This window comes from Streptomyces sp. NPDC052299 (assembly GCF_040679335.1).
Classification (GTDB): Bacteria; Actinomycetota; Actinomycetes; order Streptomycetales; family Streptomycetaceae; genus Streptomyces.
In genome coordinates, this window is sequence record NZ_JBFAUP010000003.1 from 289,633 (window position 1) to 310,465 (window position 20,833).

Below are 20,833 nucleotides of genomic sequence, written 5' to 3' on the forward strand. Positions count from 1 at the left end.
GGGCGAACAGCCGGGGTGTCGATCAATATACGTTTATGTACTTTTTCACCCGGTGCAGGTCGTGTGGGCGGCCCTCATGACGCAGAGCACGTCCGAGAAGGCCGCCGCCCCTCCGCTGCCCTCGCCGAAGGAGCGGCGCAGGCTGCGGGAGGCCCTTTCGCTGACGGAGGACCAGGTCGCGTCCGCCGTAGGCGTGACCCGGGCGACGGTACGGGCCTGGGAGACGGGCCGCAGCAGTCCGCGCGGCCGCAAGCGCGAGGCGTACGCCCGGCTGATCGGGGCGGTCGCCGCCGCCCCGGCACCCCCGCCGCCTGTCCCCCTCGAAGCCCCCGGGAGCGCAGCCGTGGCCGCCGTCGAACCGGACGAGAGCGTCGAACGGGACGCGACCGTCGAACCGGAAGCAGCTGAGCCGGACGACGGTCACGCGGACGACGCGCCCGCCGCCGCGTTCGACGCGCTGTACCAGTACGCCGCCGCGGCGCTCTTCCAGCAGACCTATCTGCTGACCGGACAGCGCGCCCTGTCCCGCGCGGCCGTGACCAAGGCGTTCGAGCTGGCCTGGGAGCGGTGGCCGGAGGTCGCGGTGGACCGGGACCCGGTCGGCTGGGTGCGCGCCGCCGCCTACGAGTACGCGATGTCCCCGTGGCGCCGGCTGAACCGGGAGCACCGGCGCCCCGACCCGCCGCCCGAGGCCCCGGCCTCGCGGGCCCTGCTGGACGCGCTGCTGGCCCTGCCCCCCGCGTACCGCCGCACGCTGGTGCTGCACGACGGAGTGGGGCTCGGACTGCCGGAGACCGCGGCGGAGACCGAGGCGAGCACCCGGGCGGCGGCCGGGCGGCTGGTGACCGCGCGGGCGGCGGTCGCCGAGCGGCTGCCCGAGATCGCCGAGCCCGGCGCACCGGACGCGCAGGCCGCGCTGATCCACGAGCAGCTGGGCACCCTCGCCCGCAGCCGGCCGGTCGCCCCGCTCCCGGTGCCGGAACTGATCCGTACCGGCAGCGAACGCAAGGCGCAGCTGTGGGCCAGGACGGCCATCGCGTTCACCGTGCTGATCGTCGGGCTCACGCTGATCACCCTGGCCACGGCCCCCCGGAAGTACGAGACGCCCCCGGCGCCCGCCCAGAAGGTCGGCGGGGTGCCGCCGGTCGGGGGCCCGCAGAAGCTGACGCCGCAGGACGTCAAGCTGCGGAAGAAGCTCGCCGACGAGGTCTTCCGCGGCCCGGCCCGGCTGGTACCCGAGGCCGGCTGAACCGGTCCGGCGCGCACGACGACGCGGGCCCGTCCCCCGGGTGAGGGGGACGGGCCCGCGTCGTGCGTACGGTGACACCTGCCGCGCGAGCGCGGCGACGGGGTCAGGCGCCGAGGATCTCGCGCGCCAGCTTGGCGGTCTCGGTCGGCGTCTTGCCGACCTTCACGCCGGCGGCCTCAAGGGCCTCCTTCTTGGCCTGCGCGGTGCCGGAGGAGCCGGAGACGATGGCGCCGGCGTGGCCCATGGTCTTGCCCTCGGGGGCCGTGAAGCCCGCGACGTAACCGACGACCGGCTTGGTGACGTTGGCCTTGATGAAGTCGGCCGCGCGCTCCTCGGCGTCGCCGCCGATCTCGCCGATCATGACGATCAGGTCGGTCTCGGGGTCCGCCTCGAACGCCGCGAGGGCGTCGATGTGCGTCGTACCGATGACCGGGTCGCCACCGATGCCGACGGCGGACGAGAAGCCGATGTCGCGGAGCTCGTACATCATCTGGTAGGTCAGCGTGCCGGACTTGGACACGAGACCGATGCGGCCGGGCTTGGTGATGTCGCCCGGGATGATGCCGGCGTTGGACTGGCCAGGGGTGATCAGGCCGGGGCAGTTCGGACCGATGATCCGGGTCTTGTTGCCCTTCGAGCCGGCGTACGCCCAGAAGGCGGCCGAGTCGTGGACGGCGATGCCCTCGGTGATCACGACGGCGAGCGGGATCTCGGCGTCGATCGCCTCGATGACGGCGGCCTTGGCGAAGGCCGGCGGCACGAAGAGGACGGACACGTCGGCGCCGGTCTTCTCCATCGCCTCGGCGACGGAGCCGAACACGGGGACCTCGGTGCCGTCGAAGTCGACGGTCGTGCCGGCCTTGCGCGGGTTGACGCCGCCGACGATGTTGGTGCCGTCGCCGAGCATGAGCTTGGTGTGCTTCATGCCGGTGGCGCCGGTCATCCCCTGGACGATGACCTTGCTGTCCTTGGTGAGGAAGATAGCCATGGTGGTCTGAGTCCCTCTTCCTTACTTCGCAGCCGCGGCGAGCTCGGCGGCCTTGTCGGCCGCGCCGTCCATGGTGTCCACGCGCTGGACCAGCGGGTGGTTGGCGTCGGAGAGGATCTTGCGACCCAGCTCCGCGTTGTTGCCGTCGAGGCGGACGACGAGGGGCTTGGTGACGTCCTCGCCCTTCGACTTCAGCAGCTCCAGGGCCTGGACGATGCCGTTGGCGACCTCGTCGCAGGCGGTGATGCCACCGAAGACGTTGACGAAGACGGACTTGACGTCCGAGTCGCCGAGGATGATCTCCAGGCCGTTCGCCATGACCTCGGCGGACGCGCCGCCACCGATGTCGAGGAAGTTGGCGGGCTTCACGTTGCCGTGCTTCTCACCGGCGTACGCGACGACGTCCAGGGTCGACATGACCAGACCCGCGCCGTTGCCGATGATGCCGACCTCGCCGTCGAGCTTGACGTAGTTGAGGTTCTTGGCCTTGGCGGCGGCCTCGAGCGGGTTGGCCGCGGCCTTGTCCTCGAGGGCCTCGTGCTCCGGCTGGCGGAAGTCGGCGTTCTCGTCCAGCGAGACCTTGCCGTCCAGGGCCAGGATGCGGCCGTCCTTGGTCTTCACCAGCGGGTTGACCTCGACGAGGAGCGCGTCCTCGGCGACGAAGGTCTCCCACAGGGTGACCAGGGCCTCGGCGACGCCCTCGGCCACGTCGGCCGGGAACTTCGCCTGGGCCACGATCTCGCGGGCCTTGGCGATGTCGACGCCGTCGACGGCGTTGACCGGAACCTTCGCGAGGGCCTCGGGGGTCTTCTCCGCGACCTCCTCGATGTCCATGCCACCCTGCACCGAGGCCATGGCCAGGAAGGTGCGGTTGGTGCGGTCGAGCAGGTACGAGACGTAGTACTCCGCCTCGATCTCCGGCGACAGCTCGGCGATCATCACCTTGTGGACCGTGTGGCCCTTGATGTCCATGCCGAGGATGTCGGTCGCGCGGGCGACCGCCTCGTCGGCGTTCGCCGCCAGCTTGACGCCGCCGGCCTTGCCGCGGCCGCCGACCTTCACCTGCGCCTTGACGACCGACTTGCCGCCCAGCCGCTCGGTCGCCTCGCGGGCTGCCTCAGGCGTGTCGATGACTTCACCGGCCAGCACCGGTACACCGTGCTTGGCGAAGAGGTCCCTCGCCTGGTACTCGAACAGGTCCACGCGCGTCCGTCCCTTATCAATGGTCTCGCGGTTGGTTTTCTGCGTGGGCGTGCCGCGAGGGGCAACGTGACTGCGGTGTCACTAGGAAGGCGCACACGGTGACCGGATACGCGGCATGTCCATCTCGCAGGTTATCCCCGAGGCCGGTGTGACCCTAAATCGCAGATCACACCTGGGCGGTGATTACGGTCACAGATTCCCACTGGTGGGGGCGTTCTCCGGGTCCGGTATCGGCAGGGGCCGCTTCTCGATCGCGGCGGCCATGACGTCCGGGAAGAGGTCCGGCGTACAGGCGAAGGCGGGGGCTCCGAGGGCGGCCAGCGCGGCCGCGTGGTCGCGGTCGTAGGCCGGGGCGCCCTCGTCGGAGAGGGCGAGCAGCGTCACGAACTGGACCCCGGACGCCTTCATCGCGGCGACCCGCTTCAGCATCTCGTTGCGGATGCCGCCCTCGTACAGGTCGCTGATGAGCACGACGACGGTGTCGGCCGGCCGGGTGATCCGGGACTGGCAGTAGGCCAGGGCCCGGTTGATGTCGGTGCCGCCGCCGAGCTGGGTGCCGAACAGGACGTCCACGGGATCGTCCAGCTGGTCGGTGAGGTCGACCACCGCCGTGTCGAAGACGACCAGCCGGGTCCGGAGGGAGCGCATCGAGGCGAGCACGGCGCCGAACACCGACGCGTAGACCACGGAGGCGGCCATCGAGCCCGACTGGTCGATGCAGAGGATGACGTCCTTCTTCACGGACTGGGCGGCCCGGCCGTAGCCGATGAGCCGTTCGGGGACGATCGTGCCGGCGCCGTCCCGGCCGGGCAGCTCCAGGTAGTTCTTGAGGTTGGCCCGGATGGTCCGGTCCCAGTCGATGTCGTGGTGGCGGGGGCGGGTGACCTTCGCCGACCGGTCGAGCGCGCCGGTGAGCGTGGCCCGGGTGCGGGTGGTGAGCCGCTTCTCCAGCTGCTCGACCACCTTGCGGACCACCGCCCGGGCGGTCTCCTTCGTCGTCTCGGGCATCGCCTTGTTGAGCGAGAGCAGCGTGCCGACGAGGTGGACGTCGGCCTCGACGGCCTCCAGCATCTCCGGTTCGAGCAGGAGCGCGGAGAGGCCGAGGCGGTCGATGGCGTCGCGCTGCATGACCTGGACGACCGAGCTGGGGAAGTACGTCCGGATGTCACCGAGCCAGCGGGCCACGGAGGGTGCGGAGGCGCCGAGTCCGGCGGAGCGCCCGCTGCCGCTCCGGCCGCCGGGCCGTCCCCCGCTCCCGTAGAGCGCGGTGAGCGCCTGGTCCATCGCGGCGTCGCGGCCGGTGAGCCCGCGCCCGGTGCTCTCCTCGCTGTCGGCGCCCAGCACCAGGCGCCAGCGGCGCAGCCGCTCGTCGTGGGCGGTGTCCGTGGTGGTCGTCATGCCGTCTCCCCCAGTGGTGTGTGGTCGTGGTGGGCGGGAGCCGCGGGTGCCGGGGCCTCGTCCAGGCCGAGGAGCAGGCGCAGGACCGGGACCACCGCGTCCGCGCGGGCCGCGTCCAGGACCGGGCCGAAGCCCGGGGCCGTCGCGCCCGCACCCGACGGGGACCCGGCCCCCGTCGCCCCGGCGGGGGCCGGGCCGCGCCGGACGAGGTCGCCGAGGGTGCGCCGGACGCCCGGTTCGTACGCGGAGAAGGTGCGCCGCAGCAGGGGCAGCACGTCGGTGAACGTGTCGGCGGGGACTCCGGTGAGCCAGGAGTCGACCAGGGCGAGCAGCCGTTCGTCGTGGACGAGGAGCATGCCGCCGCCCGCCGCGCCGCCGACGAAGCCCTCGATCCAGGCGGCGGCGTCGGCCGGCGGGGTGCCCGGGGAGAGTGCGAGGCCCATCAGCCGGGCGGCCGCGTCCTGGTCGAGGTGGCCGTCGTCCAGGAGCAGGCGGGCGGCCCGGCCCCGGATGACGCCCGCGACCGTGTCCCGGACGGTGAGCTTGCGCAGCACCGCGCGCCACCGCGTCCGCAGCCCGTCCGCGCTCGAAGGGACGGCTCCGGCGAGGAGTCCGATGGCGGTGTGGACGCCGTCCACCTGGCGGCGCAGCGCCTCGGCCCCGTCGGCGTCGAGCCCGGTACAGGCGGGGGGCAGGCCGACGCAGATCCGTTTCGCGAGGCCGGCCGCGACCTCGCCGAGCGCGGTGGTGTCCGTGGCGCGGACGTCTCCGTAGCGCAGGGTGCGGGCGAGGGCGGGCAGGGCGTCCGCGAGGTGGCCGACGTCGGCGTCGAGCGCGGCGCGGTCGGCGAGGGCCCGCATCACGACCGGCAGGGCGTCCGGCAGGTCGGCGAGCAGGCAGCGCTCGGCCAGCGCGGTCACGTCGGCGAGCGCGGGGGCGGCCAGGGCGTCGGACTCGGCGCGGGCGGTGGCGGCGGAGAGCACGGTGGTGCCCCAGACGCCCGCTTCGGCGACGCGCACGTACAGCTCGGGCTCCCAGCGCAGCCGCCAGCTCTCCCGGAAGGTGCCGGTGCTCCCCCGCCCGGCAGTCGGTTCGCCCCAGCCGATGCCGAGGAGGCGGAGCCGGTGGAGCAGGCGGCTGCGGGAGGCGTCGGTGTCCTTGCGCAGGTCGAGCTCGATCTCCCGCTCGTCGGCCTCCGGCTTCAGCCGCAGGGTGCGCTGCTGCCGGGTCAGGTCGCGCTGGAGGGGGACGGCGGGGGCGGTGTCGGGGACCTCGCCGAGCGTGGTGCCGACGACGAGGCGGTCGTGGACGAGCGCGAGGGGCACGTCGGAGCCCTCGCACATGACGGCCCGGATCGCGTCGGTCGTCTCGCTCAGCCCGGCGAGCGGACGGCCGCGCATCGCGGCGAGCGTCTCGGCGAGCCGGACGGCCTCGATGGCGTGGGCCGACGAGACGAACCGGTCCTCGTCGCGCAGGAGTCCGGCGACCTTCGTCATCCACCGCTCGATGGGGCGGTCCGGGGCGGCGAAGAGGTGTTCGTACCAGCCGGGCGACTCGATGCCCGCGCCGTATCCGCTGTGCCGGGCGAGCCTGCGGTGGGTCCAGGGCACCCAGGTCAGTTCGGCCTTGGCCTTGGGCAGGCCCTTGAGCAGGGCCCGGTCGGCGGTGAGCGTCGGGCGCGTACGCAGGGCGGGGACGTGCCAGGCGCCGCAGATCACGGCGAACTCGTCGCCGAACTCCTTGGCGGCCGTACGGATCTGGATGCGCATGTACGCCTCGCGCACCGCGTCCCTGGGATGCCCGCCGTCGCCGTACGCCTCGCGGAGCGCGGTCATCGCCTCGCCGAGCGCGGCGAACGCGGCGAGCGGTCCGGCCGCCTCGCCGCTGCCGGGGACGCGGTGCTCGACCACGTCCTCCCACCAGCGCTCGGGGTCGTCGTACCCGGCGGTCTCGGCGAGCACCCGGATCGGGTCGACGGGGACGGGCCGCTCGGCCGGCTCCTCCTCGGGGGCGTCGTCGTCGCGGTCGGCTTCGGTCTCCATGGCCAGCGAGTGCGCGGCGGGCAGGTCGATGAAGCGGACCGGCACGTCCCTCGCCAGGGCCCAGCGGATCGCGACCCACTCGGGGGAGAACTCGGCGAACGGCCAGAACGCGGCCCGGCCGGGGTCGTCCACCGCGTGGGCGAGCAGGGCGACCGGGGGCCGCATCTCCTCGTCGGCCGCGAACGGCAGCAGCGCGTCGCCCTCGGGCGGGCCCTCGACGAGGACCGCGCGCGGGTTCGCCGTGTCGAGGGCGGCGCGGACGGCGCGGGCCGAGCCGGGGCCGTGGTGCCGCACCCCCAGCAGCAGCGGCCCCGCTGCACGGGTGCCGGTCATGCGGACGCCTCCCGGCAGGCGCGGTAGAAGTCCTTCCAGCCGTCCCGCTCGCGTACCACGGTCTCCAGGTACTCCTGCCAGATGACCCGGTCCGCCGCCGGGTCGCGGACGACGGCGCCGAGGATGCCGGCCGCGACGTCCCCGGGGCGGAGCACGCCGTCCCCGAAGTGGGCGGCGAGCGCGAGGCCGTTGGTGACGACGGAGATGGCCTCGGCCGTGGAGAGCGTCCCCGAGGGGGACTTGAGCTTGGTGCGGCCGTCGGTGGTGACGCCGTCCCGCAGTTCGCGGAAGACCGTGACGACGCGCCGGATCTCGGCGAGGCCGTCCGGCGCGGGCGGCAGGTCGAGCGAGCGGCCGACCTGGTCGACGCGGCGGGAGACGATGTCGACCTCCGCCTCCGGGGTGGCGGGCAGCGGCAGGACCACGGTGTTGAACCGGCGGCGCAGCGCGCTGGACAGCTCGTTGACGCCCCGGTCACGGTCGTTGGCGGTCGCGATGACGTTGAACCCGCGCACCGCCTGCACCTCCTGGCCCAGCTCGGGCAGGGGCAGGGTCTTCTCGGACAGGATCGTGATCAGCGAGTCCTGCACGTCGGCGGGGATGCGGGTCAGTTCCTCGATGCGGGCGGTCATGCCCTGGGACATGGCGCGCATCAGCGGGCTGGGCACGAGCGCGTCGCGACTGGGGCCGTTGGCGAGCAGCTGCGCGTAGTTCCACCCGTAGCGGACGGCCTCTTCCGGGGTGCCCGCGGTGCCCTGGACGAGCAGCGTCGAGTCACCGCTGACGGCTGCGGCCAGGTGCTCGGAGACCCAGGTCTTGGCGGTGCCGGGGACGCCGAGGAGCAGCAGTGCCCGGTCGGTGGCGAGCGTGGTGACGGCGACCTCGACGAGGCGGCGCGGGCCCACGTACTTGGGTGTGATGACGGTGCCGTCGGGCAGGGTGCCGCCGAGCAGATACGTCGCGACGGCCCAGGGCGACAGGCGCCAGCGCTCGGGCCGGGGGCGGTCGTCGGCTGCCGCGAGCGCCTTCAGCTCGTCGGCGAAGGCGTCCTCGGCGTGCGGGCGCAGAGCCTCGCCTGTGCTCGCCTGGGTGGTTTCGGACACGGTCATGGATCCCCCTCCGGATCGGTCGCCAAGTCGGTCGGCCGGATGTGGTTCCACCGTGCACCATGGCACTGACAATCGGCCTTCGCGCAGGTCAGGGCGATTGTCAGTGGGGCCGCCTAACGTCGTTGGCATGCTGCTGACTGACGGGGGAGAACCCTTGGCCGACGCTGCCTCGGCCGCGCGCTGGACGGTGGAGCAGGTGCTGGCCCTGGCTCCTGACGACGCCTCACGCAAGGCGGGGAACAAGCTCGGTGCGGCCGGTTCCTGGTCGGAGACCGGGTGCGAGGCGACGGGTGCGGTGTGGGGGCTGTGCAAGGGCAGCGGGAGCAAGCCGTACCGGACGGTGGTCGACACCACCGGCCCCGCGTACAAGTGCAGTTGCCCCAGCCGGAAGTTCCCGTGCAAACACGCGCTGGGGCTGTTGCTGCTCCGTGCCGCCGACGAAGCGGCGGTGCCCGCCGGGTCGCCGCCGGACTGGGCCGAGGAGTGGCTGACCGGCCGCCGCGCCCGCGCGGAGGCGAAGGCGCGGCCGGCCGGGGGCGAGGGGGCGGCGGGTCCCGCCGATCCGGAGGCCGCGCGCAAGCGGGCGGCGAAGCGCGCCGAGCGGATCGGGGGCGGTGCGCGGGAGTTGGAGCGGCGGCTGACCGACCTGTTGCGGGGCGGTCTCGCGGCGGCCGAGCAGTCGGGGTACGGGCTGTGGGAGGAGACGGCGGCCCGCATGGTCGACGCGCAGGCGCCCGGTCTCGCGGGCCGGGTGCGGGAGCTGGGTGCCGTCCCGGCATCGGGCCCGGGCTGGCCGGTGCGGCTCCTGGAGGAGTGCGCGCTGCTCCATCTGCTGGACTCGGCCTGGCTGGGCCGCGACCGGCTGCCGCCCGCCCTCGCGGCCACGGTCCGCACCCGGGTGGGGCTGCCGGCCTCCCCGGAGGGCCCGCCGGTCCGCGACCGCTGGCTGGTCCTCGCCCAGTACGACACCCCCGAGGGCAAGATCGTCGCCCGCCGCATCTGGCTGTACGGGGAGGAGTCGGGGCGCACCGCGCTGCTGCTGTCCTTCGGGGCGGCCGGCCGCTCCCCCGCCCAGGCCCTGCCCGTGGGCGTCACGATCGACGCCGGGCTGACGCCCCATCCGGGGTCCGGGCAGCTCCGGGCCGAGCTGGGCGAACGCTTCGGCGCGCCCGAGCCCGCCGTCACGCCCCCGCCGGGTGTCACGGCCGCCGAGGCGATCGCCGCGTACGGGCGGGCCCTGACCGACGATCCGTGGGCGGAGTCCTGGCCGGTGACCTTGCGCGACGTCATACCGGTGCCGTCCCCGGACGGCTGGCAACTGGTGGACGCGGAGGGCCGGGAGGCCCTGCCCGTGACGACCGCCGCGCTGAACCGCCCGTCGCTCTGGAAGCTCGTCGCGGTCTCGGGCGGCGCCCCGCTCACGGTCTTCGGCGAGTGCGGCCACCGGGGCTTCGACCCGCTGGCGGCGTGGACCGCGGGCGGCGCGGGCGCTCCCGTCGAGACCGTCACGCTCATCTGACTCCGTAGTCCGGCTCCGAAGGAGGGGCGATGCCTCGTACGACCACACCAGCCGCCACCCCGACAGCGGGCGCGGAGGCCCCCGCGTCCGACGCGCTCGCCTCCGTGCCGTGGGAGGAGCTGGTCACCTCGGCTCTGCTCGGCACGGACCGCCGGCCGCCCGGGGGCGTCCCCGGCGCCGGTCCGGACGGTGCGGCCGCCGCGCTGCTGGACGCCGCCGCGCTGCACACCGTGCGACGGCGCGCGGGGCTGCTGCCCGCCGCCGCGCTCCCGCGCCCCGCCGCGGCGCCCGACGATCCCCGGCCGCCCCTGCCGGAAGCGGCCCGGGGCCGGCTGGCCCAGCTCCTGGCGGACCGGGCGGCGGGCTCCGGCGGCCGACGGGGCGCGGCTCCGGACCTTACGGAGCTGATCCCGCAGTGGCTGGCCACCGCCAACCTGCACGGCTACCGGGCGCCGGACTCGGCCCTGCCCGCCCTGCTGGACGCGGCCCGGGCCCGCACCGATCTGCGCCCGCAGACCCTGGAGTTCGCCGGGCCGCGCGGCCTGTGGCTGGCCGGGCTGAACCCGGAGTGGAAGTTCGCGCTGCGCGGCGCCTCCGGGAGCGCGCTGCTGCCTTCGCCGGACGACCCGGAGGCGGTGCGCCGGCTGTGGGAGGAGGGCCTGTTCGCGGAACGGATCGCGCTGCTCGGGGCCGTCCGTGCGCATGACCCGCAGGCGGCCCGCGTACTGCTGGCCACCACGTGGAAGACGGAACGGGCCGAGGACCGGCTCATGTTCGTGGACTCGCTGCGCACCGGGCTGTCCGCCGACGACGAGGAGTTCCTGGAACGGGCGCTCGCGGACCGCAGCCGCAATGTCCGGGCGACGGCGGCCGAGTTGCTGTCCGCGCTGCCCGGTTCGGCGCTGGCCGGGCGAATGGCGGAGCGGGCGCTGTCCTGTGTGAGCCCGGGGCTCACCGGCGACGAGCCGTTCGTCGCGGTGGAGGCGCCGCACGAGTGCGACGAGGCGATGCAGCGGGACGGGGTGGTGCCGCTCCCGCCGTCCGGCCGGGGCGAACGGTCGTGGTGGCTGGGCCAGTTGGTGGAGGCGACCCCGCTGTCCGTCTGGCCCGCGCGGTTCGGCGGGCGCGACGCGGCGGAGATCGTGGGCCTGCCGGTGGCGGACGGCTGGGGCGAGGAGCTGCACGCGGCCTGGTGCCGGGCGGCCGGGCGGCAGCGCGATGCCGCGTGGGCGCGGGCGTTGCTGGGTCCGCCGTCGACGCCCCCGTCGAACGGCCCCGGTACGGCGTCGCTCGCCGAGCGGGCGAAGCTCCTGGCGGTGCTGCCTCCGGCGGAACGGGCCGTCTGGGTGGCGGACTTCGTCGCCGCGCACGGTTTGTCGGAGGCGTTCCAGCTGCTGGGGGTCTGCCCGGTCCCGTGGGCGCCGCCGCTCGGCCGGGCCGTGGTCGACGCGCTCGACATCGCGAGGGACGCGGGCAGCTATCCGTGGAGCTTCAGCGGCGTCATGGGTCTGGCGGAACGCTGCCTCGACCCGGCGGAAGCGGCCCGCCTGGAGGTCCTGACGACGACCCCCGCCGAGCCGGCGGACGCCTCCCCCGGCGCGAACGGCTACTGGACGGAGGCGTTCCAACGCCTGGTCTCCACGCTGCGCCTGCGCGCCACGATGGACAGCGAGCTGTCCGGGTCCCCGATGCGGTGACCCCGGTGCCGGGCGGCCCCGTCCCCCCGCGCGGGAAGGCCGCATCCCTGCCGGACGCCGCCCGCCCCGGCTCCGCCCGGGCACGGAGCCGACGCGGACCGCCCGTGCGGCACGCGGCGTACGGGGCACGGGGTGTCCGGCCCGACGCGGGCCCGGCAGGCCCGGCCGGGGCCCGGCCGCCCCGGACCGCGACTGCTCCGGAACCCCGGCCGCCCCGGACCGCGGGGCCCCGGACCGCGGGGCCCCGGACCGCGGGGCCCCCGGACCGCAGGGCCCCGGAACGCAGCCCCGGGCCCCGGCGCCTCCGGCGCCCCACGCGCCCTACGCCTGCGCGGTCTGGCGGACGTTCGCGTTGACCCAGTCGACGATCGCCGTCGTCGTCGCGCCCGGGGTGAAGATCTCGGCGACGCCCTGGTCCTTCAGGGGGGCGATGTCGGCCTCCGGGATGATGCCGCCGCCGAAGACCTTGATGTCCGCCGCGTCGCGGTCCTTCAGGAGTTCGATCACCTTGGCGAACAGCGTGTTGTGCGCGCCGGAGAGGATCGAGAGGCCGATCGCGTCGGCGTCCTCCTGGATCGCCGTGTCCACGATCTGCTCCGGCGTCTGGTGCAGGCCGGTGTAGATGACCTCCATACCCGCGTCGCGCAGCGCCCGCGCGATCACCTTCGCCCCGCGGTCATGGCCGTCGAGGCCCGGCTTGGCCACCACCACACGGATCGGACCGGTCACACCCATCACTGCCTCCACATGCGTCTCCCGTGCCTGAAGGGCCGGGGATGTGAACGAACGTTATCCACAGCATCCCGCAAGCCGCCGTTTCGCGGTGCGCCGGGAGGGGGAAATCACACATGGGACATTGTTCACGGGCACCGGCCCCGGACCGTGTCCGCGAAGCCCCGTCCGGCCTGCGGGCGTAGGACGGGACTTTCCGGACACGACCCGCCCCCGGCGGTTTCGCCGGGTGGGTCCGGCGCCCGGGGAGCCGCATCGGGTCGCCGTATCACCGCGCCGTCAGCCGCACGGCACGGTGGTACGGGCCTCCCTCCGCACGGGCCGCGGCCCGCCGGCGCGGCGCCCGCCCGGAGCAGGAGGCCGACCATGAAGACCCCCAGCCTGCCGTTCCCCGCCCCGCCCGCCGCGCTGCTGAGAGCGACCGCCCTGGAGCTCGTCGTGCTCGCCGGGCACGCCCTGCTGTATCCGACCGGGATCGCCGGTGAGCGCCACCCCCGCCGGGCCCCGGCGGACGAGGACGCGGCGAGCGCTCGCGCCGCGGACATCGCGCCCACCGACCGGCCGCCCGTCGTCTTTCTTCACGGTTTCATCGACAACCGCTCCGTCTTCGTCCTGCTGCGCCGCTCCCTGGCCCGGCACGGCTGGCTCCATCTGGAATCGCTCAACTACTCCCCGCTGACCAGCGACATCCGTACGGCCGCCGAGCTGCTGGACCGGCACATCGAGGAGATCTGCGCCCGCACCGGCCACCCCCGGGTGGACATCGTGGGCCACAGCCTCGGCGGCCTCATCGCGCGCTACTACGTACAGCGGCTGGCCGGTGACCGAAGGGTGCGGACCCTCGTCACGCTGGGCACGCCGCACTCCGGAACCGCCGTCGCTCCGCTGGCGGGGGCGCTGCCCATCGTGCGGCAGATGCGCGAGGGCTCGGCCCCCGTCGAGGAACTGCGGCTGCCCGCGCCCGGCTGCCGCACCCGGTTCGTCAGCTTCTGGAGCGAACTCGACCGGGTGATCGTCCCCGCCGACGCGGCCTGTGTCGACCACCCGGACCTGGACGCGGTGAACGTACGCGTCACCGGCATCGGCCACCTCGCCCTGCCGGTCCACCCCGCCGTCGCGGCTGCCGTGCGGCAGGCACTGGACGAGGCGGAGCCCGCCCGGGAGACCCCCGACGGCGGGCCCGTGTCCACCCCCGGAACCACCCGCACCACCCCCGCCGCCTAAACCGAACAAACTTCGAACATAGAGCCAAGGCTCTGTGGGGGCCCCGCCGAAAGACGGCCGATTGCCCGTTTCCCGCCCGCCCCGGAGCCGTCGAAGATTGTCGACGGCGGATACCGCCGGGTACAGTCGCCGCCAGTTCTCCCGGGGTCCCCACGCCCCCGGAACCTGGTCCTGCTGCCGAGGCGAGAGAGAAGTTGGTGAACGACCAGCACCCCCACGCCGGGTATGCCGGATACGACGGCTACTCCACAGCCGGCTTCGAGACGGGCAGCTTCGAGACGGACCCGCTCTTCGGCTCACTCCCCGGCACCGGCACCACCTACGACGGCGCCTATGACGCCTCGTACGACACCTCGCAGGGCTACGGCATCCCGTACACCGGCGGCGCGACCGGATACGGCGACGCGTACGCCACCACCCAGTGGGACACGGGCGCCCACCACGGCTACCAGGCCCAGCAGCACCCGCAGTACGACACCGCCGCGACCTGGCTTCCGGCGGACGGCTACGACTCCGGCCAGTGGGACACCACCGCCTGGACCGCCGCCGCGACCGCGTGGCCCTCGGACGACACGGGGACGTACGACACCGGCGTGTACGACGCCACCGCCTGGAACACCGGCGCCACGCCCGGGCACGAAGAGCAAAATGTGCAAAGCCCGGCCGCCTCGAACGAAGCCGAACAGGCCGCCCCCTCGGAGCCGTACGAGAGCTACGAGACCTACGAGTCGTACGAGAACGGCGACTACGACCCGTACGAGCCCCACCGCCGCGCCGCCGACGGCGCCGAGCCGGACGAGGCCGCCGAGCCGCACCCCGATCTCGCCCCCGCCGAGCCCCGCCGGGGCGGACGCAGCCGCAGGCGTTCCCCCGCGAAGCGCTCCGCACTCCTCACCGTCGCCGTTCCCTCCGCCTGCGTGATGAGCGTGGCCGGGATCGCCGCCGCCTCCGTGAGCGGCATGGGCGGGGAGGAGACGAAGAAGGACGCGACCACCACCATGGCCGCCGCCGACCCCGGCACGGTCAAGCCGGTCGCGGCCAACAACAAGCTGGACACCCAGCTCGCCAACCTCAGCGCCGACGCCGAGAACTTCGCGGACCGCGCCAGCCGCACCCAGGAACGCATCGACCTGAAGGAACGGCAGGCCGCCGAGAAGAAGAAGCGCGAGGCGGAGGCCGCCCGCAAGGAGGCCCTGCGCCCCAAGTTCGTGATGCCGGTCAAGCAGCACGGGCTGAGCGCCTACTTCGGGCAGGCGGGCGTCAACTGGATGTCCGTGCACACGGGCATCGACTTCCCCGTCCAGTACGGCACCCCGGTGATGGCGGCGACCGACGGCACGGTCCGTACGCAGTACAACAGCGCCTACGGCAACATGGCCATCGTGACCATGGCCGACGGCACGGAGACCTGGTACTGCCACCTCAGCAGCACCCGTATCCGCTCGGGCCCGGTCAAGGCCGGTGACGTCATCGCGTACTCCGGGAACTCCGGGAACTCGACCGGCCCGCACATGCACTTCGAGGTGCGGCCGGGCGGCGGCGCGGCGATCGACCCGCTGCCGTGGCTGCGCGGTCACGGGATCAACCCGACCTGAGCGGACGGAAACGACGGCGGCGGCCGGGGCCTCGGGGGCTCCGGCCGCCGCCCGTTTCTCAGAGCTTCTGCACCGGGGCGTACCGCAGGAGCAGCTTCTTGGGGCGGTCGTCGCCGAAGTCGACCGTGGCCTTCGCCTGGTCGCCGACGCCCTCGACCGCCGTCACCGTGCCCAGGCCGAACTGGTCGTGCGTGACCCGGTCGCCCGCCACCAGCGTGATCGTCGGCTTGTCCGAGGTCCGCCGGGTCGCGAAGCCGGAGGGGCCGGAGCGGGCACGGGAGGCGGAGAGCGACGAGGTGATCCCCGAGGTGGGGCCCGCCGGGGCGGCCATCGGGCCCTTCCGCTTCCAGTCCAGGTGCTGGTCCGGGATCTCCTCGAGGAACCGCGACGGCGGGTTGTACGAGGGCTGGCCCCAGGCGCTGCGCATGGCGGCCCGGGTCAGATACAGCCGCTCGCGGGCGCGGGTGATGCCGACGTACGCGAGGCGGCGCTCCTCCTCCAGTTCCTTGACCTGGCCGAGTGCCCGCATGTGCGGGAAGACGCCGTCCTCCATGCCGGTCAGGAAGACCACCGGGAATTCGAGGCCCTTGGCGGTGTGCAGGGTCATCAGAGTGATGACGCCGGAGCCGTCGGTGTCCTCGTCGGGGATCTGGTCGGAGTCGGCGACGAGCGCGACCTGCTCCAGGAACTCCGCGAGCGTGCCCGCGCCCTCCTCCTCGCCCCGGTCCTGCTCGAATTCGAGGGCGACGGCGGCGAGCTCCTGGAGGTTTTCGATGCGGGTCTCGTCCTGCGGGTCGGTGGACGCCTGGAGCTCGGCGAGATAGCCCGTACGCTCCAGGACCGCTTCCAGCACCACGGCGGGTCCGGCGCCGGACTCCACCACCGTGCGCAGCTCCTCCATCAGCGTGTTGAACCGCTTCACGGCGTTGGCGGAGCGGGCGGCCATGCCGTACGCCTCGTCCACGCGGCGCAGCGCCTGCGGGAAGGTGATCTTCTCGCGCAGCGCGAGCGCGTCGATCATGGCCTCGGCGCGCTCGCCGATGCCGCGCTTGGGCACGTTGAGGATGCGGCGGAGCGGGACGTTGTCCTCGGGGTTGGCGAGGACCCGCAGGTAGGCCAGGACGTCCCGGACCTCCTTGCGCTCGTAGAAGCGCACGCCGCCGACGACCTTGTAGGGCAGGCCGACGCGGATGAAGATCTCCTCGAAGACACGGGACTGCGCGTTCGTCCGGTAGAAGACGGCGACGTCGCCGGCCTTCGCGTCGCCCGCGTCGGTGAGGCGGTCGATCTCCTCGGCGACGAACTGCGCCTCGTCGTGCTCGGTGTCCGCGACGTAGCCCGTGATGCGGGCGCCGGTGCCGGCGTTGGTCCAGAGGTTCTTCGGGCGGCGGCTCTCGTTGCGCTCGATGACCGCGTTGGCGGCGGACAGGATCGTCTGGGTGGAGCGGTAGTTCTGCTCCAGCAGGATCGTCGTCGCGTCCGGGTAGTCCTCCTCGAACTGGAGGATGTTGCGGATGGTCGCGCCCCGGAAGGCGTAGATCGACTGGTCCGCGTCACCCACGACGCACAGCTCGGCGGGGGCGTTCTCCGGACCGGCCGGGCCGACCAGCTCGCGCACCAGCGTGTACTGGGCGTGGTTGGTGTCCTGGTACTCGTCGACGAGCACGTGCCGGAAGCGGCGGCGGTAGTGCTCGGCGACGTCCGGGAACGCCTGGAGCAGGTGGACCGTCGTCATGATGATGTCGTCGAAGTCCAGCGCGTTGGCCTCGCGCAGCCGCGCCTGGTACATCGCGTACGCCTGGGCGAGGGTCTTCTCGAAGCCGTCGGCGGCCTGCCCGGCGAAGGTCTCCTCGTCGATGAGCTCGTTCTTGAGGTTGGAGACCTTGGCGGTGAAGGACTTCGGCGGGTAGCGCTTCGGGTCCAGCTCCAGGTCGCGGCAGACCAGGGCCATGAGCCGCTTGGAGTCGGCCGCGTCGTAGATCGAGAACGAGGACGTGAAGCCGAGCTTCTTGGACTCGCGGCGCAGGATGCGGACGCAGGCGCTGTGGAAGGTCATGACCCACATCGCGTTGGCCCGGGGCCCGACCAGCTGCTCGACGCGCTCCTTCATCTCGCCGGCGGCCTTGTTGGTGAAGGTGATCGCCAGGATCTGGCCGGGGTGGACGCCCCGCTCGGCCAGCAGGTGGGCGATGCGGTGGGTGAGCACCCGGGTCTTGCCGGAGCCGGCGCCTGCGACGATGAGCAGGGGCGACCCGGCGTGCACGACGGCGGCGCGCTGCTCGGTGTTCAGCCCGTCGAGCAGCGCCTCGGGGTCGATGACGGGGCGGTGCGCCCCGTCGCGGTAGTACGCGTCCCGAGGCGGCGGGGGCCCGTCGAACACGCCCGCGAACAGGTCCTCCGGCACCGCTTCGGGTGCGGGGTCCTCGGGGGGCGGCGGGGGCGCGTCCTCCTCCTGCTGGAGGCCGGCCAGGAAACTGTCGTCAAAGAGGCTGCTCATCGCTGTCCGAGTCTAAAGCTCTCTACTGACACCCGGCCCCGCTCCGAAAAGGTCACGGAAATGTATCGGGCATATCGCACACCAACCTTCACAGCGGCCCCATGAGTTGGCTAGCGTGCACCTCCGGACGGCCCGTACCCCCAGAGGCGACCTACGCCGAGCGGGCCGCCGCGCCGAATCCGGGCCCGCCCGGAACCGGGGACCCACACGCAGCACCGGGGTGAATCGGTCCTTCCCCCACGGGACCGTAGGGCAGCCTTCCGTTCCGCCCGAACCCGACAGCTAACCCGGTAGGCGGTCCACGGAAGGAGATGCCGGCCTTGGCGTCGCATCGCAAACCGCGCACCCGGGTGCGCTCCACCGTCCCCGCCGTCGGGCTGACCTCGGCCGCGCTGGCCTCGGTGACCCTGCTGTCCTCGCAGAGCGCGACGGCCGCGCCCACGCCGAAGCCGAGCATCGAGGAAGTCCAGAAGAAGGTGGACGACCTCTACCGGCAGGCCGGCAACGCGACCCAGAAGTACAACCAGGCCAAGGAAGCCACGGACAAGCAGAAGTCCAGGGTCGACCTGCTCCTGGACAACGTGGCCAAGCGCACCGAGAAGCTGAACGACGCCCGCAGGACGCTCGGCAACTTCGCCGCCGCCCAGTACCGCAACGGCGGCCTCGCGCCGACCGCGACCTTCTTCCTGGCCGACGACCCGCAGTCGTTCTTCGACCAGACGCACCTCATGGACCGGATGGCCGAGCGCCAGCAGCAGGCGGTCACGGACTTCCGTAAGCAGCAGGCGAAGGCGTCCGAGCAGCGGGCCGAAGCCGTGGAGAGCCTGGAGACGCTGACCAAGTCGCAGGCCGCGCTGCGCACCAGCAAGCAGAACGTCCAGACGAAGCTGACCGAGGCCCGGACGCTGCTGTCGAAGCTGACCGCCGAGGAGAAGGCGCGTCTGGCGGAGCTGGAGCGCAAGAAGGAGGCGGAGGCCAAGCGGAAGGCCGAGGAGCTGGCGGAGAAGCAGGCCGCCGCCCGGAAGGAAGCCGAGCGGAAGGCCGAGGAGTCGGCCGGCAGCGGTACGGAGACGGGCTCGGGCTCGGACACCGGCTCGGACACCGGCACCGGGACCAGCGCCTCCACGAAGGCGGACAAGGTCCTCGCGTTCGCCCGCGCCCAGATAGGCAAGCCGTACGTCTGGGGGGCGACCGGCCCCTCCTCGTACGACTGCTCGGGGCTGACGCAGGCGGCCTGGAAGGCGGCGGGCGTCGATATCCCGCGCACCACCTGGGACCAGGTGAACGTCGGGACGCGGATCGCCACGGCTGATCTGCAACCCGGTGACCTGGTGTTCTTCTACGACGACATCAGCCACGTCGGGATCTACAAGGGTGACGGGATGATGATCCACGCGCCGAAGCCCGGGGCCAATGTGCGCGAGGAGTCGATCTACTACATGCCGATCTACGGGAGCGTGCGCCCGGCCTGACCGGGAAAAAAAGAGGGCCGGTCCGCGCGGACCGGCCCTCTCGCGTGCCGCCGCTCAGGTCCAGAGCGTGGCGATGAAGATGTTCGCCAGGGTCAGCGCGCCGACCGCCGCGAAGAACCCCTTCTCGACCTTCTCCTCGTCCCGCTTGACGTAGACGAGCCCCAGGATCACGACCAGGAACAGCAGCTTGATGCCGATCTTGACGTTGTTCACGGGGTGGTCGTCGGCCTGGTCCAGGCCGACCAGGGCGACGCCGGTGACGAGCATGGTCAGCGCACCGTGCAGCATGCCGGGGACGAACCGGGCAGTGCCGGCCTTCATCGCCTTCATCTGACCGAGGAAGCCGCCGAGCAGGGCGGCGATGCCGATGATGTGCAGGGCGACGACGAAATCGATGAGTACGCGCATGGTTCCGCACCCTAGAGCCCTCGCCCCGGACCGCTCCGGGCAGGGTGGGGGCCTACGGGCCGCTTGAATGATGAATGCACTTTTTGCCTGATTCTGTGGCCCTTTTTCCGGTCACTCACGCTTAACGAGCGGTCATCCGGCGACAATGCCACGCCAAGAGCGGGCAATAGCAGTCATAACGACACCTTCCCGTGACCTCGGATTAGCGTCCCTTCCCGGTGGCCGTGGACCAGGAACCGTCCTCGCCGGCCACCGGAGAATCCCGCCGGTAGACCCCGCCGGGCCGTCGCACGGAAGGACGCCCGCCCCCGTGGCAGCGCATCGCAAACCCAGGCAGCGCCTCACCACCGCCTCCGCGGCCCGCACCGCGGCGACGCTCGCCGTCGCCGGAGCCGCGACGGCCGCCGTGCTGCCGGGAGCCGCGCACGCGGACCCCGCGCCCACCGCACGGCAGGTCAAGGCCCAGGTGGACCGGCTGTACCGGGAGGCGGAGGTCGCCACCGAGAAGTACAACGGCGCGAAGGCCGAGGCGACCGCCGCCGCGAAGTCGGTCGACGCCCTGCGCGACGAGGCCGCCCGCAGGACCGCCCGCCTCAACAGCGCCCGCGACGTGCTCGGCGCGTACGCCGCCGCGCAGTACCGGTCCGCCGGGATCGACCCCTCGGTGCAGCTGGCGCTCTCCTCCGACCCGGACCAGTACCTGCGCCGCGCCACCTACGCGGAGCGGGCCGGTGAGCGCCGGGCCGCCGAGGTGCGCTCGGTGCGCCGCCAGGTCGCGGAGATCGCCCAGGTGCGCGCCGAGGCGACCGGGAAGCTCGACGAGCTGACCTCCCGGCAGGCCGCCCTGAAGGAGCACCGCGCGACCGTCCGCGCCAAGCTGGCCGAGGCCCGCCGCCTGCTCGCCCGCCTCACCCCGGCCGAGCGCGCCTCCTACAACGCCTCCGAGGACGGACGCGGGGCCGGTCACGCCGACCGCGGCGCCCCGCGCGCCGCCGTCGCCGCGCCCGACTCGCGCGCCGCCCAGGCGGTCGCCTTCGCGTACGGCGCCCTGGGCAAGCCGTACGTGTGGGGCGCGACCGGGCCCGACTCCTTCGACTGTTCCGGGCTCACCCAGGCCGCCTGGCGCGCCGCCGGGGTCTCCCTGCCCCGGACCACGTACACCCAGATCAACGCCGGGCAGCGGGTGCCACGCTCCCAACTGGCCCCCGGTGACCTGGTGTTCTTCTATTCGGGCGTCAGCCACGTCGGCCTGTACATCGGGAACGGCCGGATGATCCACGCGCCGCGCCCCGGGGCCCCGGTCCGGATCGCGCCCATCGACGAAATGCCCTTCGCGGGGGCGACCCGGGTGGCATAGGCTCCGGGCC

General features: G+C 73.3%; 15 protein-coding genes and 1 riboswitch. Of the genes, 7 read left to right on the forward strand and 8 right to left on the reverse strand.

Going from position 1 to position 20,833, the window contains the following annotated elements; all coding sequences use genetic code 11:
• Positions 1–76: 76 nt before the first annotated feature.
• A complete protein-coding gene (locus tag AB0L33_RS06880; RefSeq protein WP_365678402.1) occupies positions 77–1,249 on the forward strand; it encodes a helix-turn-helix domain-containing protein in 1,173 nt (390 codons plus the stop codon).
• A 103-nt stretch (positions 1,250–1,352) separates the two neighbouring features.
• Here AB0L33_RS06880 and sucD read toward each other — a convergent pair whose 3' ends face one another.
• The 5 genes from sucD to AB0L33_RS06905 form a co-directional block, all read right to left on the reverse strand.
• Positions 1,353–2,237 (reverse strand): succinate--CoA ligase subunit alpha, encoded by an 885-nt coding sequence (gene sucD, locus AB0L33_RS06885; RefSeq protein ID WP_164404328.1) that lies wholly within the window; start codon positions 2,235–2,237, stop codon positions 1,353–1,355.
• Positions 2,238–2,258: 21 nt separating this feature from the next.
• On the reverse strand, positions 2,259–3,440 hold the full coding sequence (gene sucC / locus AB0L33_RS06890) for an ADP-forming succinate--CoA ligase subunit beta (protein WP_073964356.1): 1,182 nt from the start codon (positions 3,438–3,440) through the stop codon (positions 2,259–2,261).
• 189 nt (positions 3,441–3,629) lie between these two features.
• On the reverse strand, positions 3,630–4,838 hold the full coding sequence (locus tag AB0L33_RS06895) for a VWA domain-containing protein (RefSeq protein ID WP_365678405.1): 1,209 nt from the start codon (positions 4,836–4,838) through the stop codon (positions 3,630–3,632).
• Positions 4,835–7,213: a DUF5682 family protein gene (locus tag AB0L33_RS06900; protein WP_365678407.1), complete on the reverse strand. Its 2,379-nt coding sequence runs from the start codon at positions 7,211–7,213 to the stop codon at positions 4,835–4,837. Before AB0L33_RS06900 ends, AB0L33_RS06895 begins: the two co-directional genes overlap by 4 nt.
• Positions 7,210–8,322 carry an AAA family ATPase gene (locus AB0L33_RS06905; RefSeq protein WP_365678416.1) on the reverse strand — a complete coding sequence of 371 codons (1,113 nt, stop codon included), beginning with the start codon at positions 8,320–8,322 and terminating at the stop codon, positions 7,210–7,212. The genes AB0L33_RS06900 and AB0L33_RS06905 overlap by 4 nt, the downstream gene beginning before the upstream one ends.
• A 154-nt stretch (positions 8,323–8,476) precedes the next feature.
• On the opposite strand from AB0L33_RS06905, the gene AB0L33_RS06910 reads away from it, so the two are divergent.
• Positions 8,477–9,841, forward strand: a complete 1,365-nt coding sequence (locus AB0L33_RS06910; RefSeq protein ID WP_365678418.1) for an SWIM zinc finger family protein — start codon at positions 8,477–8,479, stop codon at positions 9,839–9,841.
• 29 nt (positions 9,842–9,870) lie between these two features.
• Positions 9,871–11,538: a DUF5691 domain-containing protein gene (locus AB0L33_RS06915; RefSeq protein ID WP_365678421.1), complete on the forward strand. Its 1,668-nt coding sequence runs from the start codon at positions 9,871–9,873 to the stop codon at positions 11,536–11,538.
• Positions 11,539–11,859: 321 nt separating this feature from the next.
• Here the strand turns inward: AB0L33_RS06915 and AB0L33_RS06920 are convergent, their stop codons facing one another.
• Positions 11,860–12,273, reverse strand: a complete 414-nt coding sequence (locus AB0L33_RS06920; RefSeq protein WP_365678423.1) for a cobalamin B12-binding domain-containing protein — start codon at positions 12,271–12,273, stop codon at positions 11,860–11,862.
• A gap of 363 nt (positions 12,274–12,636) precedes the next feature.
• Here AB0L33_RS06920 and AB0L33_RS06925 point away from each other — a divergent pair, with 363 nt between their 5' ends.
• The gene (locus AB0L33_RS06925) at positions 12,637–13,494 is read left to right on the forward strand and encodes an alpha/beta fold hydrolase (protein ID WP_365678425.1); all 858 of its coding nucleotides are present in this window, start codon (positions 12,637–12,639) and stop codon (positions 13,492–13,494) included.
• 197 nt (positions 13,495–13,691) lie between these two features.
• Positions 13,692–15,089: a M23 family metallopeptidase gene (locus AB0L33_RS06930; protein WP_365678427.1), complete on the forward strand. Its 1,398-nt coding sequence runs from the start codon at positions 13,692–13,694 to the stop codon at positions 15,087–15,089.
• Positions 15,090–15,147: 58 nt separating this feature from the next.
• Here the strand turns inward: AB0L33_RS06930 and pcrA are convergent, their stop codons facing one another.
• Positions 15,148–17,586, reverse strand: a complete 2,439-nt coding sequence (gene pcrA / locus AB0L33_RS06935; RefSeq protein ID WP_365678429.1) for a DNA helicase PcrA — start codon at positions 17,584–17,586, stop codon at positions 15,148–15,150.
• A 161-nt stretch (positions 17,587–17,747) separates the two neighbouring features.
• Positions 17,748–17,899, forward strand: a riboswitch (cyclic di-AMP (ydaO/yuaA leader).
• Between pcrA and AB0L33_RS06940 the strand changes: the two genes are divergently transcribed.
• Complete coding sequence (locus AB0L33_RS06940; RefSeq protein WP_365678431.1) at positions 17,898–19,058, forward strand: NlpC/P60 family protein; 1,161 nt, start codon at positions 17,898–17,900, stop codon at positions 19,056–19,058. Its footprint overlaps the riboswitch before it by 2 nt.
• A 54-nt stretch (positions 19,059–19,112) precedes the next feature.
• On the opposite strand, the gene AB0L33_RS06945 is transcribed toward AB0L33_RS06940, so the two are convergent.
• Positions 19,113–19,466: a hypothetical protein gene (locus tag AB0L33_RS06945; RefSeq protein ID WP_361023816.1), complete on the reverse strand. Its 354-nt coding sequence runs from the start codon at positions 19,464–19,466 to the stop codon at positions 19,113–19,115.
• A 310-nt stretch (positions 19,467–19,776) separates the two neighbouring features.
• Between AB0L33_RS06945 and AB0L33_RS06950 the strand changes: the two genes are divergently transcribed.
• On the forward strand, positions 19,777–20,823 hold the full coding sequence (locus tag AB0L33_RS06950) for an NlpC/P60 family protein (protein WP_365678433.1): 1,047 nt from the start codon (positions 19,777–19,779) through the stop codon (positions 20,821–20,823).
• Positions 20,824–20,833: the final 10 nt, after the last annotated feature.